The 16,737-nt window shown below is 32.9% G+C and carries 12 protein-coding genes and 4 pseudogenes; 3 read left to right on the top strand and 13 right to left on the bottom strand.

The window, feature by feature from the left end; all coding sequences use genetic code 11:
- Positions 1-12 precede the first annotated feature (12 nt).
- From ACM6UH_RS01310 to ACM6UH_RS01260, 11 genes and pseudogenes are all read right to left on the bottom strand, one after another.
- On the bottom strand, positions 13-1,056 hold the full coding sequence (locus ACM6UH_RS01310) for a glycosyltransferase (protein WP_047502991.1): 1,044 nt from the start codon (positions 1,054-1,056) through the stop codon (positions 13-15).
- A 66-nt stretch (positions 1,057-1,122) separates the two neighbouring features.
- Positions 1,123-2,613, bottom strand: coding sequence for a phytoene desaturase family protein (locus ACM6UH_RS01305; protein ID WP_283995778.1), 1,491 nt, complete (start codon positions 2,611-2,613; stop codon positions 1,123-1,125).
- Positions 2,614-3,087 carry a hypothetical protein gene (locus tag ACM6UH_RS01300; RefSeq protein WP_048787147.1) on the bottom strand — a complete coding sequence of 158 codons (474 nt, stop codon included), beginning with the start codon at positions 3,085-3,087 and terminating at the stop codon, positions 2,614-2,616.
- 4 nt (positions 3,088-3,091) lie between these two features.
- A complete protein-coding gene (locus tag ACM6UH_RS01295; RefSeq protein WP_002467556.1) occupies positions 3,092-3,592 on the bottom strand; it encodes a TspO/MBR family protein in 501 nt (166 codons plus the stop codon).
- A 50-nt stretch (positions 3,593-3,642) separates the two neighbouring features.
- Positions 3,643-5,142 carry an NAD-dependent epimerase/dehydratase family protein gene (locus ACM6UH_RS01290; RefSeq protein ID WP_047502999.1) on the bottom strand — a complete coding sequence of 500 codons (1,500 nt, stop codon included), beginning with the start codon at positions 5,140-5,142 and terminating at the stop codon, positions 3,643-3,645.
- Between the two features lie 191 nt (positions 5,143-5,333).
- Positions 5,334-5,450 (bottom strand): annotated as a pseudogene (locus tag ACM6UH_RS01285) (hypothetical protein); the annotation flags it as partial.
- 138 nt (positions 5,451-5,588) lie between these two features.
- A pseudogene (isaB, locus tag ACM6UH_RS01280) lies at positions 5,589-5,975 on the bottom strand (immunodominant staphylococcal antigen IsaB family protein); the annotation flags it as partial.
- Between the two features lie 313 nt (positions 5,976-6,288).
- Positions 6,289-6,654, bottom strand: a complete 366-nt coding sequence (locus ACM6UH_RS01275) for a DoxX family protein (RefSeq protein WP_047503001.1) — start codon at positions 6,652-6,654, stop codon at positions 6,289-6,291.
- A gap of 9 nt (positions 6,655-6,663) precedes the next feature.
- A complete protein-coding gene (locus ACM6UH_RS01270; RefSeq protein ID WP_002483586.1) occupies positions 6,664-7,668 on the bottom strand; it encodes an NADP-dependent oxidoreductase in 1,005 nt (334 codons plus the stop codon).
- Between the two features lie 3 nt (positions 7,669-7,671).
- Positions 7,672-8,337, bottom strand: a complete 666-nt coding sequence (locus ACM6UH_RS01265; protein WP_047503004.1) for an SDR family oxidoreductase — start codon at positions 8,335-8,337, stop codon at positions 7,672-7,674.
- Positions 8,338-8,358: 21 nt separating this feature from the next.
- Entirely contained in the window at positions 8,359-9,042 is a 684-nt protein-coding gene (locus ACM6UH_RS01260) for a type 1 glutamine amidotransferase domain-containing protein (RefSeq protein ID WP_037576451.1), read from the bottom strand.
- Positions 9,043-9,119: 77 nt separating this feature from the next.
- Here ACM6UH_RS01260 and ACM6UH_RS01255 point away from each other — a divergent pair, with 77 nt between their 5' ends.
- The 3 genes and pseudogenes from ACM6UH_RS01255 (at position 9,120) to lip (ending at position 13,199) form a co-directional block, all read left to right on the top strand.
- On the top strand, positions 9,120-9,467 hold the full coding sequence (locus ACM6UH_RS01255) for a MerR family transcriptional regulator (RefSeq protein WP_047503009.1): 348 nt from the start codon (positions 9,120-9,122) through the stop codon (positions 9,465-9,467).
- Positions 9,468-10,336: 869 nt separating this feature from the next.
- Positions 10,337-10,538, top strand: a pseudogene (locus ACM6UH_RS01250) (MFS transporter); the annotation flags it as partial.
- A 399-nt stretch (positions 10,539-10,937) separates the two neighbouring features.
- Complete coding sequence (gene lip / locus ACM6UH_RS01245) at positions 10,938-13,199, top strand: YSIRK-targeted triacylglycerol lipase (protein ID WP_047503013.1); 2,262 nt, start codon at positions 10,938-10,940, stop codon at positions 13,197-13,199.
- A 905-nt stretch (positions 13,200-14,104) separates the two neighbouring features.
- On the opposite strand, the gene ACM6UH_RS01240 is transcribed toward lip, so the two are convergent.
- Together ACM6UH_RS01240 and ACM6UH_RS01235 are read right to left on the bottom strand one after the other, a co-directional pair.
- Positions 14,105-16,114 carry a catalase gene (locus tag ACM6UH_RS01240; RefSeq protein ID WP_061046308.1) on the bottom strand — a complete coding sequence of 670 codons (2,010 nt, stop codon included), beginning with the start codon at positions 16,112-16,114 and terminating at the stop codon, positions 14,105-14,107.
- 203 nt (positions 16,115-16,317) lie between these two features.
- A pseudogene (locus ACM6UH_RS01235) lies at positions 16,318-16,493 on the bottom strand (nitroreductase family protein); the annotation flags it as partial.
- Positions 16,494-16,737 lie beyond the last annotated feature (244 nt).

The following is a 16,737-nucleotide window of genomic DNA, read 5'->3' as shown; positions in this document are numbered from 1 at the left end:
TAAAAAATTAAGCTATAAATCTATTCTACGGCCTTTCCAATATATACGTTTGAATACATTGATATCTAACCATGATTTAAAAAATATCACGACAAAGCATATGAAGAGCAGTGGATGACATAAACTCGCAACGATATTAAAATTTCCTGTTCTTCGAATAAATATATGAAATTGTATCGCATATATAAAATATAGAGTAATAGCTAATAATATATATAACGAGCCTAAATTAATTGAAAAAATTATCGCTAAAACTGTTGTAAGTGAACCAAATAGCCATAAAAATACAAACGTAAGCGTAGACTTTTTAGTTACTTGAGAGCCAAGTGCAAAGTGTTTACTCCAACCCTCTAATAGCGATTTATATCCTTGAGAATACATTCTAAAATTCACTACGCCTTGGCCTTCATGCAAACTAACTGGCAAACCTTGCTGATTATATGCTTTACTTATTGCAAAGCCTTCAATGATTTGATTTTTAGCTTTCAAATGTCCTTGTGTCAATTTATAATCTTGCTTATTTGTCACAAGGACTGGTCCAAACGCGCCTTGCTCATTATTTGCTGATTTCGTGATTGAAAATTGATTCATACCTACGATTGTCATTAAATTAAAAATCGCCGATATATTTTCATATAGCTTTTTTATCTTGTGATAAGGTTGTATTGACAACAAACCTTTACCACCTTGTAAATCATATTGATTGGCTATATTTTGAATACTATCATCACAAGCAAACTGAACATCAGCATCAACAAACATTAATAAATCATGCGTTGCATATTTGCTACCTTGCCAACAAGCATGTGACTTACCTTGCCATGTAGTATCATTTTCAACAGTATATACGCTCGCACCATAATATCTAGCGACAACTTGTGTCTCATCAGTTGAACCATCATCCATAACAATTACTTCTATTTCTTGCTCTTTACTTATACTGTTAAGTAATTTAGGTAAGTTCTCCGCTTCATTTCTAGCAGGTACAATAACACTGACGGCTGTCTGACCTCTTCCTTTTCCGGAGTTATTTATAATCGCTCGACGCGCATACATACACATTCCACTTATTAGTGATAGTATCGTCAATACTATTGCTATTATATAAAGTATCATTCAGCCTCAACTACTTTCTCCATTAATAATAGCTTCTGCTACTTGCATACCACTCAAAGTAACCATAGGCATACCAGCGCCAGGATTTACAGCACCACCTACAAAGTACAAATTTTTGAAGTACTGACTTTTTTTAGGAAATTTAAAACCTTTATTTTTCTTCTTATTGGATACTACGCCATATATAGCTCCTTTATTAGAATTGTATGTATTTTCTATATCATGTGGTGTCCATACGTCTTCATATACAATGTGCTTTCTCAAATCTTTCAAGCCCATGGACTCTAATTTATCCAATATACGTTCTTGGAATTGCAGATATTCTGCTTCACTAAATGACTTACTCTGAATGTACGGTATGTGTGGCAATATTTTTATATTCTCGTGTCCCTCTGGCGCCTGTGTCTTATCTGTTTTATTTGTATTCACTACATAAATAGTCGGATCTTCAGGCAAAACATACTGGTGAAAAACTTGATCATAATTAACTTTAGAATTACTTGAAAAGAAAAAGTTATGATGTTGAAGCTCTGGATAACTTTTGTCCACACCAAGATGCATGACATAACCTGAACTAGCTGGCTCAAATTTACGTTCCAATTTGTTTATTTGGTTTGCATCAAAATTCAATAAATACTTATAAACAGGGATTACTTCCATATTAGATATAATGTAATCTGCATATATTTCCTTATTACTTTCTATTGTTATCCCTGTCACCTTATTTTGACTATTATAATTGATACGTTTTACAGGGGTGTTAAAATGTATGCCCACACCTAATTTTCTCGCTAATTGTTCCATCGCTTCCGCTAACTTATGAATGCCACCATCTACGTACCACAAACCTTCCTCATGTTGCATTTGAGGTAATAAACTCAATACAGCCGGAGCATCATAAGATGAGGAGCCGACATATTTTATGAAATAACCTAGCATTTCTCTTAAATATGGGTTATCTACCCTTTTATTAATGGCTTGTTGCATTGTGTGAAAATAATCGAATTGCTTTAAAGCTGAAAACGGACCATGATAACGAATAATTGCAAACATCGTATCTAATCCCTTATCAAAGTAGCTTTTTTCAGCAACTTGATGTATCTTTTGTGCGTAACTAAAAAACGAAGAAAGTTGCTCTATATCTTTATTTGTTAACGATTCATTATTTGTTAACATATCTTCCATGGATTCATATAAATCTAAAATTTGGCCATCTGGATAAACGTTTCTAATCTGTAAACTTAACTTACGAATGCTAACATAATCTTCTAGCCTTTCATCACATCGTTGAAATAAGCGTTGAAATACTTTAGGCATGGTTAAAATTGATGGACCGAGATCAAATCCATAGTCATCTATGTCTAACCTATTTACCTTTCCACCGATATGCTTATTTTGTTCATATAAATCCACTTGATAGCCTGCTTGAGCCATACAAATTGCGCTAGCAATCCCTCCCAAGCCACCTCCTATGACAACCACTTTCTTATTTCCCATTTAATCACCTTTTCTTTTTTGTACTTTATTATAAATACGTATTAACTTAGGGCGATTATAGCGCTGAACAATCATACAAGGCACATTAGCTATAATGACATATATAAAATTAATTATTTTAACACTTTTTGACGCTTTAAAAAACGCAATAACAGGAAATATGGATAGCAGATGAACCACCTCTGCACGTCTAGTTTCTAATATAAATCGCTGTATATCATTCATATTTTTAGATAAATCGAAAGTCGCTTTACTACTGATATTAGGGTTAAGATTTTGACCATCTGGCAAATAATCTTTCCAATATTGCACTTTAACTAATTGTTGCCATAATTGACCCTCTTGTTCAATATTCCAACTTCGAAAATACTTATTATCTTTTTCTAAGAACTTATAACTAATACGAGTACCAAGTTGAGCAATAATCATTTGAACTATAAACCAATATAGCGCAATATATATAATCTTTTTCATCAATTTAATGCTCAGATTTCGCTGTATAGCTTGGGTTATCTTTATTTAAATACCAATTACCAGCTGTTAAATAAGTAGCAAAAGCGCTCCAAAGCATATATGGAACTAGTAAAATGCCAGCAACTTTTTTTACATTGAAAAATTTTACAGTTGTTGTAACTACTGCGCCCAGTAATACAACACTCTCTATCAACGCACTAAAGCGTAATTTATATTTGAAGTATAATATCGACCATAGATAATTCAGGCTTAATTGTGAGTAATAAGCACCTTTCAATGCCTTACTAGTAGATTTATTAGTCACTAATGCATAAGCTACGCCCATCGTTGTATAAAGTATTGGCCACACAATTGGAAAGACATAGCCGGGTGGTGAAAAAGGTGGTTTAACATTATTTTTATAATCTTTTCTCGCGTTTTTCACTGCAAATTTCCCTATAAATTTACCACCTGTAATTGGTGTTATAACTTTTATAATTGTTTTAATTATCTCGTTTGCTTTCATAGTTGATCCCCTCTTTTTTTGTAAAAGTAACTAGCTATTATATCTAATAGCTATAGTTCGGCATTAGACATGTTATTTTTTCTAGCTAAATACTTTTTCAATCCATATACTTTCAAAACAATTGCACCTGTAATAACAACTGGCAAAATAAATTTCTTCATATTAAAGTATTCTCCTTTATTAGTTTTTTGGCTATTAATCTTGAATTTAAAAAGATTCATTACACTTTTATGAACTTTTGCTTGGGTATACTTATATACCCACCAAGGTAACGTCGGTTCATATTCTTGTAACGCTATGATACATGCGTCACTATTAGGTAATCTTCTAAACTCTAATCTCGCATTACCACCATCTGAATCTAAAGCGAAATCTCCACCAACAATTCGATATAAAATTCTCTCATTATTAGAAGCTTTAAAATCTTTACTTAATAATAGTAAGTCCTTATTTAAAAACGGCACACTAATCGTAAAGTTATCTTCGTTAAAATCACTATTAACGACATTTAATGTAATTCTATTTAAAAAATTTGCATATGATTCTGCCAATTGAATCATATTTACATCTTTAGGTAAGACTACCCTTGATATTGCTCTAACATCTTTAATATCGCCCTTACGTGATGACTTCCCTTTCTTTTGTGTCTTAGTTTCTTCTTCCAAGGCATTACGCACACTTTCCTTATAATCAATCTTGCCTATAGAAATGTCTTTCACAATATTTTCATCATTTCTAATCATATCATGAATTAAGCTATCCATTAACGGATAGACCATTTCTTTTGGAACACCTGAAATAAGTTTCACCCAATATTTACTTAGCCAAATGGGAATAATAGGCAAATCTATCGTAGGTAATCGTTTATCTAGTACCTCTGCAGTTTGCTTGAATAGATCTTTATAAGTCATATGACTAGGTCCACCAATATCTATCGATTCGTTCTCATTTGGATTACGCTCTACAATTTTATATAAACCGTCAATCACGTCGTCTATTGCAACTGGCAATGTTGTATTATAAGCCCATTTTGGTAGTAACAGGCCAGGTAATCTTTCTACTAATTTTTTTAATATAGGGTAAGAACTTCCTTTAGAGCCTATAATCAAACCAGCTCTTAAAGTACTTACTGGTACACCATATGATCCTAAAATCTGTTCGCACTCTAAACGGCTTCTTAAATGTGGTGATAATTCATTTGTATTAGGTATCAAACCACTCATAAATACAATATGCTGAACTTTGTTATAACTTGCGGCTTTAGCAAAATTATCAGCTAATAATGCATCCATATCTTCAAAGCTCGCCTGCGTCAACTTAGCTGAAGGCATCATAGAATGGACAAGATATATAGCGATATCAATATCCTCCATTACCTCAGTGATTTCATTTAAATCAAACAAGTCAGCTGCCTTCCAAGTAACATTGTGTTCATTTGATTTATTTTCTATATTTCTAGAAATAGCTATAATTTCATAGTTATCTTTTAATTTATTCATTAAGTGACTACCGATATATCCCGAAGCACCTGTTAATAATATTTTTTTCATATATTTAGCCTCCAAATAGAAAAAGATAGGCAGGTAAACTTTACCTCAGCTCATCTTTAACTTAACGAGCTCACTTGCTCATTATCTTAATTGACAAGAGCTCCAAGTCTCTTACTTAATATTGTACCCTTCTTAAAGCTTTTCAATCTTTATTAGCAAGAATTATGAATTAAGTCTACGAATCATCACAATTATCTAAAAAAGGGGATAATCTTACTTGCTTTAATGATGTCACTAGTATAAAAAAACTCTTTCCCCTTTCCTGTATAAGCTGGAATTAGTACCATATTTACTTTGGTACTATATAATCACTTTCGATTTAATATATATTCTGATATTATTGAAAAGTATTTGAGCAATTTAAGTTTATTTTTACAATGTATCTACTACAACTTTATATTTTAAAAGTCATCATTTTCTATTTTATACATATATGCTTTGCCTCAGGCTGATGTAGATGTATACTTTGGTTCACCGTAATGATTCAATAATTCTTTTTTGCTCACTGACTTACCGTCTAATAAGAAGAAAACACAATTCGTTTTATGATTAGAAACCCCGTAATATGTTGGATCGTGTAAATCTTTATTATTTTTAGCTAATGCATTTTTAGTAATCTTGTGATTATTAATCTTGAAGTTATCAGCTTTTTGAGATGTTTTAAAATTCTTATCTAGAATAAAATTACTTTGATTTGCTGTATAACCACTGTAACTATAATAAGGTTTCACAGATTCTTGCGCATGTGCTTGAGTGATATTAAATAATTCGGGCGTTACGAAAAAGCCCAAAACTAAACTACTAGCTAAAATAAAGTTAGAAACTTTTTTCATAAAAACCCTCCTCATATTTGTCTTACAGGTCACGTTATTACATTAATGTTACAATGTTGCGATAGCATCACATGATAAAATACATTTTTTATTTCTTCTTACACTCACACACGCAAATTAACTTATGCTTTTCTTAATTTAGAAGCTTATCACTATAGAAAAATTGAAAAGTAAATGTCTGATATGAGCTTATTTAAACAAAGAGCACATAAGCGTTGTCAAGAGAATCATTTGATATACGTCGATTTTAAGTGTAAATATTAAAAAATCGCCTGGAACAAAAGTAATGTTCCAGGCGTGGCTATGGTAAGTCTTATAATAGTTTCGCAAGTGCGACCATGACAAATTGTAATGGTAAACGAATGACATGCTGCTTAACACTATCTATTTCATCTCTTTCATCTTTGTAAGAGATGTTCTTACGTGCAGCGTAAATATTTGCAGGAAATACGAGCCAAAGGAATCCTTGTACTACTTTTCTTACGCGTGATCTATTTTTAGCACTGAGTACATAAAAAGCAATTATAAATTCTAATATGCCCGAATACTTAACTATTGCGTGTTTGAAAGGTAAATAGGACGGCACGATTTTTAAAAACATATCTTTATTTTTAAAGTGTGCAACACCACTTTTATAAAACAGTAAACTAAATATGAATCTTACGATGATATTTTTCATAGTCTTCTGCTATTCTTCAGCGACTTTGACAACTTGTTTACCAAAATTCTCTCCTGTGAATAACTTTCTAAATGCAGAAGGTAAATTGTCAAAACCTTCATCTATCGTCACTTCAAATTTAATTTTACCTTCAGACACCCATTGTGCGAGTTGTTCGCTTGCTTCTTTAAAATGATCAGCGAATTGTGCTACTACAAAACCTTGCATCAATGCTTGATTTTTAATCAACGTTCCTTGGATACGTGGTCCAATATCGTCTTTTTCATTATTATATGCTGAAATTGCACCACATACCGGAACGCGTGCAAATCGATTTAAGTGTTTAAACACTTCATCAGAAATTGCGCCGCCTACATTTTCAAAATACACATCAATACCATCTGGTACAGCCGCTTCGAGTTGCTGTGCGAAATCATCTTGTTTATAGTCAATGGCCGCATCAAATCCTAATTCATCTGTTAAATATGTTGTTTTCTGCTTACCACCAGCAATACCGACAACTTTTGCGCCTTTAATCTTAGCAATTTGTCCTACGACAGAGCCTACTGCACCTGATGCAGCTGACACGACAACCGTCTCGCCAGATTGTGGTTGACCAATTTGAAGCAATCCTGTATAGGCCGTCATTCCCGGCATGCCTAAAACACTCAAATATAAATGTAATGGTACATCTTTTGATGGCACAGGGGTCACATCGTCTCCATTCACTGTATTTATCTTTTTCCATGGTAATATGCCTGTGACATAATCACCGACAGATAGACGTTCATCGTTCGATTGTGTGACTTTTCCAACAATATGACCTTGTAATGGCTCATTCACTTGGAAAGGTTGAACATAACTTTTTGTATCATTCATTCTGCCTCTCATGTAAGGATCTACAGATACATAAATGGATTCTACTTGAACCTCACCTGCATGTGGTTCTCGAGTTTCTATTGTTTCAAATCTAAATACATCGTCTTGAGGGATACTTTGTGGTCGTTTTGCAAGTACAACTTGTTGATTATTCATTTATTATTCCTCCAGATATTTAGTCGTAGCGTCTGATAATGACAAATCACCATTGATGATTTGGAATTCGTGACCTTGTAATGCTTCATCAGTTAATACAGAAACAAGCACTTCTGCTACATCTTCTCTTGTAATAGACGGATTTTGTACATTTTCAAATTGCGCACTCATATTGAATTGTTGCATTTCATGTTCGTTTGTTAAAGCGCCTGGATGCACAATGGTATATTTTAAATTTGCATGTCTTAAGTAGTCATCCGCATAATGTTTAGCAATGGTATATGGTTTCAAGTCGCCTGACGCATCAAACGCTTCTCGACGTGAGTCGTACGTTGATACCATAACAAAATGTTGACGACCGACGTGTTCACTTGCTTTAATTGCTTTCACTGCACCGTCTAAATCTACTATAATTGTTTGATCGTCACCTGTGCTTCCACCAGAACCGACGGAAAAAAGGATTTGATCATACGGTTTAAATAATTCTATTAATTCATCAATAGATTGTTTTGCAACATCAATGTAAGTTGCATCAATACCATCTGCTTTTAAAACTTCAACTTGTTCTTCTTTTCTAACACCGGCAGTAAAGTCAACGTTTCGTGCTTTGAGTTTGCGTACGAGATGTTGACCAACGCCACCATGAGCGCCAATTATTAATGATTTCATGTGTATCGCTCCTTTTTAAAATTATTGATTAGCTAAGATTTTTAAAGCATGTTCAGCAACTGCATGTCCTGATTGAGGATTTTGACCAGTGACAATGCGACCATCTACGACTGCGAAATTACTCCAGTCATCCTCTTTTTTAAAATGTGCACCGTTACTAATAAATTCGTCTTCTAATAAATATGGCATGTATTCAGTTGTACCATTTGCTTGTTCTTCACTATTTGTAAAACCAGTCACGTCTTTATGACGAACGAGGTAATCGCCATTTTCTTTAATGTCGAGTAGACCAGCCGCACCATGACATACAGAAGAGAGAACGCCTTGGTTATTGTAAATACTTAACGCAATGTCGTTAAGTTCTTTGTTATTTCTTAAATCCCAAATCGCACCATGTCCACCTGCAAAGTAAATGGCTTGATAGTCGCTAGGATTAACCTCTTTTGGAGATAACGTTTGTCCAAATTGATTCATATAATCGTGATCCGTATAATATTCCCAGTCCTCAACACTCATCATTTCAGGGCTAAGACTGACAGGATCAATAGGTACATATCCACCGTTCGGACTTACGAAATCAACATCATAACCTGCATCATAGAAGTCCTTCGCAAAATGCGTAACCTCTGAGAACCACGCACCTGTAGGTCTGTCTAAATTATCGTATTTCGCAATGTTTGTTACAACAATTAAAGCCTTTTTCATTGTCTTTCCTCCTCATTCATGTTTATATAGAGTACAATATCAGTTAAACCTTGGTTTAAGAGAAAGGATATGCTTACATGAAACAATATTACATTGAATATGTCTCAGATTATTGCAATATACCTAAAAGCAAACTGCGTTATTACGAGAAAAAGAATATCTTGAAACACATCGACAGAGATAGCAATAACAAGCGTTTATACACAGACGACGATATCGAAATGATTAAATTTATCCAGTGCCTAAGCAATTTGAATATGCCATTAAAAGAAATCCGAAAAAACACAGACATGCTTTATCAAAACAAAATAGATGTACCAAGCGTTTTACGCGCACACCTAGAATTCTTGAATGAACAACGGAATTTGATTAGTAAACATATCGACTTAATTGAACAAGAATTACAAACTGCCATGACCGAGTGACGAAGGAAAAGGGATGTGTGAATTAAAAGAACGATGAGAAGAGTACGGAGGGAAAGTGAATGAATAAGCATAAGGAAATTGTAGATTTTAAAGGTGGAGTGCGTAGATAAAGGGCGATAGGTGGATAGGCAAAGCTGGAATGAGTCAGAAAATTGCGTCGGGTGGATAAGCTAGAATAGAATGAGTGGGCGATGGATGGATAGACTAAAACGGTTATAATATACCTTATACCTAAAATTACAGAGTACTAAAACTATCTTATCTGCCATCTCTTGACGCGTTCCCCTTGTTAGTGGTTTAGCTAAAAAATCTCATTAAGTAAATGAATTTATATTATTAAAATTTTATAATAGATAAAATTACTGTACTTCTAATTAAATATAGCTAATTCATTTTGTTATCATCATATTTTTTTATTCATCATTACCTATATTAGTAAAAAACCACCTCTTTTTTCCCAACGAATTATTATAATTTTCTTGTATTCTTTTTAAGTATTGTCTATATGTGAATTCAATGTTCTGTTTGTTTTCATATTAATTGGTAACAAATCTAAAAAATTTATTAATATCTTGATAAGGCGTACTAATTTAATATTCAAACATCAACATTACTTTTTCTATTTCTTCTTTATATTTAAGAAATCCATTCAACATTTCTTGCAAATGGTCATTTAAACTATTTGCGTTAAGCGTGAAATATGCTTTTCTTGTATATATGGCAGTTATAATAGCTGCAACACATGCAAAAATTGCAATAATAATCGAATTCAACAAAAACTAGGCGATTTAGCCTCTATAAATTCAGAGAATTAGTAGCCTAGAACCATTGTATTTTTATTAAATTCCCATTCTTAGGATTCACCGCCATCTGTTTATACAGAAAATATTACAAATCTTTATTTTATATAAAGTGTACAAAAGACAGTTCGATTAAAGCTGATCATACCGTCTTTTTACTTATGATTATTTTTAACTCGATGATGTTAATGTTTTGATTATTCAAATGTTACTTGGGAAAGGGAGACGTATTACGCTACCTCGTTCGCTTAAAATTTCGATTTACATTTGAAAACATAAAAATAACGATTTTCAAAAAGCAGACTATTTCATTAGTTTTCCGTTCTTTTATTTTATCATTTATTTACAAATTTTAACTCTATATGCTTTTAAAGCGTATATTTACTTATAAAATTGTGACAAAATATTGACAGCGCTTTCATTTAGAGCTACTATATATTTAGATTCCCTCACCAACGTTAATTGATAAGTCTCGTATGTAACTTCTTTTTACATAGAAATTTTTTATAATTGTAAGCGCTTCCTAAAAATATCGATTTAAGAAAGGCTGATTGTTTTGGAAAATGTTAAAGCAGTATTTAGTAAGTTCTTTGGATTTATACCCCGTGCAATTATCAACATTTTTATCTAATTTATATATTTAAATAACTAATTAATAGAGGTGCTATTCATGAAAAATAGAGAAAACAGATACAGTATTCGTAAATTCAGTGTAGGTGCATCATCCATTTTAGTAGCGACATTGCTATTTATGGGAGGTGGCGGCGGTGCTGCACAGGCAACAGAAACACATCAGAAAGTGGGTACTTCTGAATCAACTTTAGCGCAATCTACTGGTGATAATCAAAAACAAGCTGATGAACAAGAAACACAACAAAACAAAGTTCAATCTAACGAACAAACAGCCTCTACATCGCAGTCAGTAACTAATGAAAATGAAAAACAACAAAATTTACATAATGAAAATACACCTTCAACTTCAGTTAATGATGACACGAATAAATCATACACTAATGAAGAAACAACAAACCACCTAACTGATCAAACTACAAAAAATCAATCAACTGAAACTACAGAAGCATCAACTACAGAAACACATTCCGATAACTCTCAATCAGCCTTAACTAGAGAGGATCCACCTTCTCTTGAAAAACAAGAAACGACTAAAAGCACACTTCAAAAAGACACAGAAACTTCAAATAAAAAAGATAACACAACAGAAACAACTGCAAATGTAAATCCCACAGCAGAGAAAGCAACTAATCAAGAACTTTCAGTAACACCAACTACTACTGATGAATCAAAAACACTATCTACAAAAGATAATACGTCAAAAATAACTGACAATCATTCATCAGAAAAGATTCAATCAGAGCCAACCGAAGAAACCTTACAATCCACGTCATCAAAAGCTGAAGATAATTCAAATGTAAATCACGATTCAACAAAAAATGATAATAATGATGTAGAAACACTGTCTACTGAAAAAAACAATGGTATCATAAATACAAATGCAGCAAAACAAACAATACCAACTAAACAATCAATAGATTCCACTACATCTAAAGAGAATACTTTAAATATTAAAAAGGGAACTATCTCAATCAATGATACAGCAAATGAAACTGTTGGAAATAAAGGTGCTAAAGATCAAAAAGACTCACCGGCAGAATTAGAGATGTTAGCTAACAATACAGTAGCCACGACAAATAATACGTCTCAACAACAAGGTACGACGGAAACAAAAGACCAAACAAACAAACCTGCTAAGCAAGGTCAATACAAAAATCAAGATCCAATTATTCTTGTTCATGGTTTTAATGGATTTACTGACGATATTAATCCTAGCATTTTATCACATTATTGGGGTGGAGATAAATTAAACATTCGTCAAGACTTGGAACAAAATGGTTATAATGCTTATGAAGCAAGCATTAGTGCGTTTGGTAGTAACTATGACCGTGCAGTTGAACTTTATTCCTATATTAAAGGTGGTACTGTAGATTATGGTGCTGCACATGCAGAAAGATATGGACATGAACGCTACGGTAAAACATACGAAGGTGTTTATAAAGATTGGCAACCTGGCCAAAAAGTACATCTAGTCGGTCATAGTATGGGAGGACAAACTGTCCGTCAATTAGAAGAATTATTAAGAAATGGTAGTCAAGAAGAAATTGAATATCAAAAAGCACATGGTGGTGATATTTCTCCTTTACTACAAGGTGGTCAAGATAATATGGTTTCTTCAATTACCACATTAGGTACACCACACAATGGTACACACGCCTCTGATAAATTGGGTAATGAGGCCATTGTTCGTCAAATTGCGTTTGATCTAGGTAAAAAACTTGGTAATAAATACTCTCGTGTAGACTTCGGTCTATCTCAATGGGGTTTAAAACAACAACCTGGAGAATCTTATTTATCATACCTTTCACGAGCTAAAACTTCTAAACTATGGCAAACAAAAGATAATGCTTTTTACGATTTAACACGCGATGGTGCCACAGATCTTAACCGTAAAACATCACTCAATCCTAATATCGTTTACAAAACGTATACAGGTGAAGCAACACACTCTACATTATCGGGTAAATATAAAGCGGACTATAATCTTTTCTTACCATTCACAGCTACTGCAAATGTCATTGGTAAAGCTACTGAAAAAGAATGGAGAGAAAATGATGGCTTAGTTTCTGTTATTTCATCCCAGCATCCTTTCAATCAAGCTTACACAGAAGCAACAGATACAAATCAAAAAGGTATTTGGCAAGTAACATCTACAAAACATAACTGGGATCATGTCGATTTTGTAGGACAAGATAGTAAAGATACAAAACGTACACGTGAAGAATTACAACAATTTTGGTACGATTTAGCCGATGATTTAGTTCAAAGTGAAACGCTCACTCAAACTCAAAAAGCTTAGTCTTTAATAGGTATTTAGAGAAAGGTGGTTAATCTAATGTCTGGTGATATCTTTCAATTATTTAGTTCTCTTTTCAGAGTAGTTAAAGCATTATTTTTCTAATTTAATATAAGCAAAACCCCATTCAAATGAGATGAAAATCATTTCCTTTGGAGGGGTTTTTCATTGTGAAAAAGTATGTATTACATTGTCTTATACTTTTCTTTTTAATTGTGTGAACGTAACTCTTCATAATCATCACTTGATAAGAACGCTTTTTCATTTACTGTAAGTATTACTTTTTTGCGTGGTTATAACCTTTGATTGCATAGCTTAATTCACTATTCAAACCTAATAAATTATTTGCTTGTGTTTCCTCACTATTGCGCTCTTCTAATCCATTCACAAATTTCAGTTGCTAAATACTCACATGCATCTTGAATTTTACATCGAATTTTTCATTATTAATGGTTTCAATTACTTCAATTAAATAATCTTTTTGAATTTGAATATCAATAATTATTTATTTTTCCCCCCCTTAAAAACCTTCTTTATAACACTTTTAAATAGGTTTTAAGCCTTTAATTAACTCTTTTAATTCATTACCCTTTTTATAGAAAAAATACACAAAATCTTCACTGTCGAATAAATCATGTCATTATAAACGCGAATCTTAGAATTTAAAAAGAAGAAGGAAGTGGGACAGAATTCATTCTGAATTCGTCATCACGTCTCGGTCCACAGCTCCACCTTGCGTTGAACATAGGTTTTCTATACGAACGTTTCAATACTAGGGCTTCTACCAAAGTTGAAACAATCTTGATAGAAGCGTATTTTCAATTCAGTCATTGTCTGCTAATACATTAAAAATGCCTGGGACAACTTATCATATCCCAGGCTCCACTCTCATTATACGGCAATATTAATTATTTTCTATCAAAGTATCTGTATCGTTTAAATGCATCAATGATTGCTTGAGGTTCACTAGATACTACGACACCTGGTGCATCTAACTCAATTTTATTACTTTGTAATATATTTTTCGCTTCTTCAGTAATCACAACTGGTTTTTTATGATTATAGCTCATTTCAGCGAAGTCTACAGCAGTTAGTAACAATTCTTTACCATCAGAAAGAACAATAACGCTATCAAATACTGTTGAACTTGCCGTGCTATAAGTTTCTGTAATACCAATCTCATTGTTATTAAGATCTTTAGCAGTTTGTCCAACAAAAGCATAGTTGAGTTTATTGTCGACAAATGTTTTTGCGTATGATTTTAATGTTTCCTCATTTATTTCACCATTCACTAATACTGCTACAGAATGTCCAGGTAACGGTATATCGAATTTTTCCATTGTTAACTTACTATCTTTTGCATCAGTTTGTACTTCTTCATTTTCTGCTGGCACTTCAACACCTACGTTTGCTGCGACACGTTCTGCCAGTGTACGATCAACTTTGTTTAGTTGATTCACTGCATTTTGTTTAACCATAGCTGATTGACATTTACCAATTTCAAATGAAAATCCGTCTACGGTATGGTCAAATTCAGGCTCTGTTAAACTATTCAAATAAAGTTTAGCTTGGCTGTAATAATCTTTAAAGCTTTCACTACGTTTTTGTATTTTACGGCCTTCAACTTTTTCTTGATAATGTTCGTAGCCGCCTTCTTCTTTAGGCGTTGTGTGAGGATCGTTGTTGTTCAAAGCATTGTTGTGGTAGGCTGTTTGCCCTTTATGGACATTCATTTGATGCATAGCGTCTCTTTGATTGTTGTGTACTTCGTTAACTGGTCGATTAATTGGTATTTGATTAAAGTTTGGTCCGCCCAATCTTGATATTTGCGTATCTGTATATGAGAATAAACGTCCTTGTAATAGAGGATCGTTAGAAAAATCAATGCCAGGTACGATGTGACCAGGATGGAATGCGGCTTGTTCTGTTTCATCAAAAACATTAGATACATTTTGATTCAACGTCATTTTGCCAACAATTTCAACTGGAACCTCATCTTCGGGCCATATTTTTGTTGGGTCTAAAATATCAAAATCAAAATCAAATTCTTGTTCTGGTCGTATGACTTGGAGACCTAATTCCCACTCAGGGTAGTCTCCCTTTTCAATTGCTTCATATAAATCTTTACGGTGGAAATCAATATCTTTACCAGATAAGATTTGTGCCTCATCCCATACCAATGATTCTAAACCGTGAACTGGCTTCCAATGAAATTTTACGAAATAGGATTGACCTTCACGATTAACTAAACGGAAAGTATGAACGCCAAAGCCTTCAATTTGTCTGAAATTTTTAGGGATTCCTCTGTCACTCATAGCCCAAACAGCCGTGTGCATTGTTTCTGGGTTTTGTGCGAAAAAGTCCCAAAATGTATCGTGTGCAGTGCCACCTTGAGGCATTTCATTGTGCGGTTCAGGTTTAACAGCGTGAATTAAATCTGGAAATTTAATAGCATCTTGTATAAAGAAAACAGGTATATCATTACCTACTAAATCAAAGATACCTTCATCTGTATAGAATTTTGTAGCAAAACCACGCACATCTCTTACCGTGTCTGGAGAACCTTTTGAACCTTGGACAGTAGAGAATCTGACAAACACTGGGGTAGTCTTTTCAGGATGTGTTAAAAAGTCTGCAGAAGTGTATTCAGATAAATCTTTGTAAACTTGAAATTCACCGTGAGCACCAAAACCACGTGCATGTACGATTCTTTCAGGAATACGTTCATGGTCAAAGTGCATAATTTTCTCTCTAAAATGAAAATCTTCTAGTAAGCTAGGACCACGTTCACCAACGGTTAATGTGTTTTCGTCTTCGCTTACTTTAACGCCATTATTCGTCGTCATTGCTTTATCGTTATTGTTTTTTTCTACATTTTTTAATTGTTTCTGTTTTTTGTTTTCATTTGATTGATCCATACTTATCTCTCCTATATATATAGATTAGTATCGTAAATACATCATTATGTATATTGCTTCCATATTATGAAATACAATTAGTTATTCCCCTTTATGAAAGAATTAATCATTTTAAAGAAAAATTATACTTCCATAAGCTTTATTTAAAGTTAATTCTTTTTTAATCATTTATGAATTATTAAATCAAATTAATGGATGTAATTTTCTTTAGTTTCATCACTTTCTACTACTACAAAACGCCATGGTTGCATATTTACTGACAAAGGCACTTTTGTTGCTTTTGCAATCATTTCATTCATTTCTTCATGCGGAATTTTATAATTTTGTTTCGAAAGCTTTAACAAATTTTCTAATCTTATAATTACTCATTAAAGTCATTCCTTTTTTATCCTACTTTCTGTATTTGAATTGTGTTATAGAATGTGAAATACTTTGTTTATAAATAAAAGTAATTTGTTTGGCAAATGTAAAAGGTTCATTTTTGTTAATAATATATTAAATTGCGTTAATCGTTATTAATATTTATTATTCAATCTATTATTTGATTAACATTAATGGGTATTTTTAATTTTAACTAAATAAATTTGAAATTTAGAAAAATTATTTAGGTTATAACAAAGGGT

The sequence above is a fragment of the Staphylococcus sp. LKG4-2 genome (genome assembly GCF_050955665.1).
Taxonomy (GTDB): Bacteria; Bacillota; Bacilli; order Staphylococcales; family Staphylococcaceae; genus Staphylococcus; species Staphylococcus saprophyticus.
This window is presented reverse-complemented; position numbering and strand designations above follow the sequence as displayed.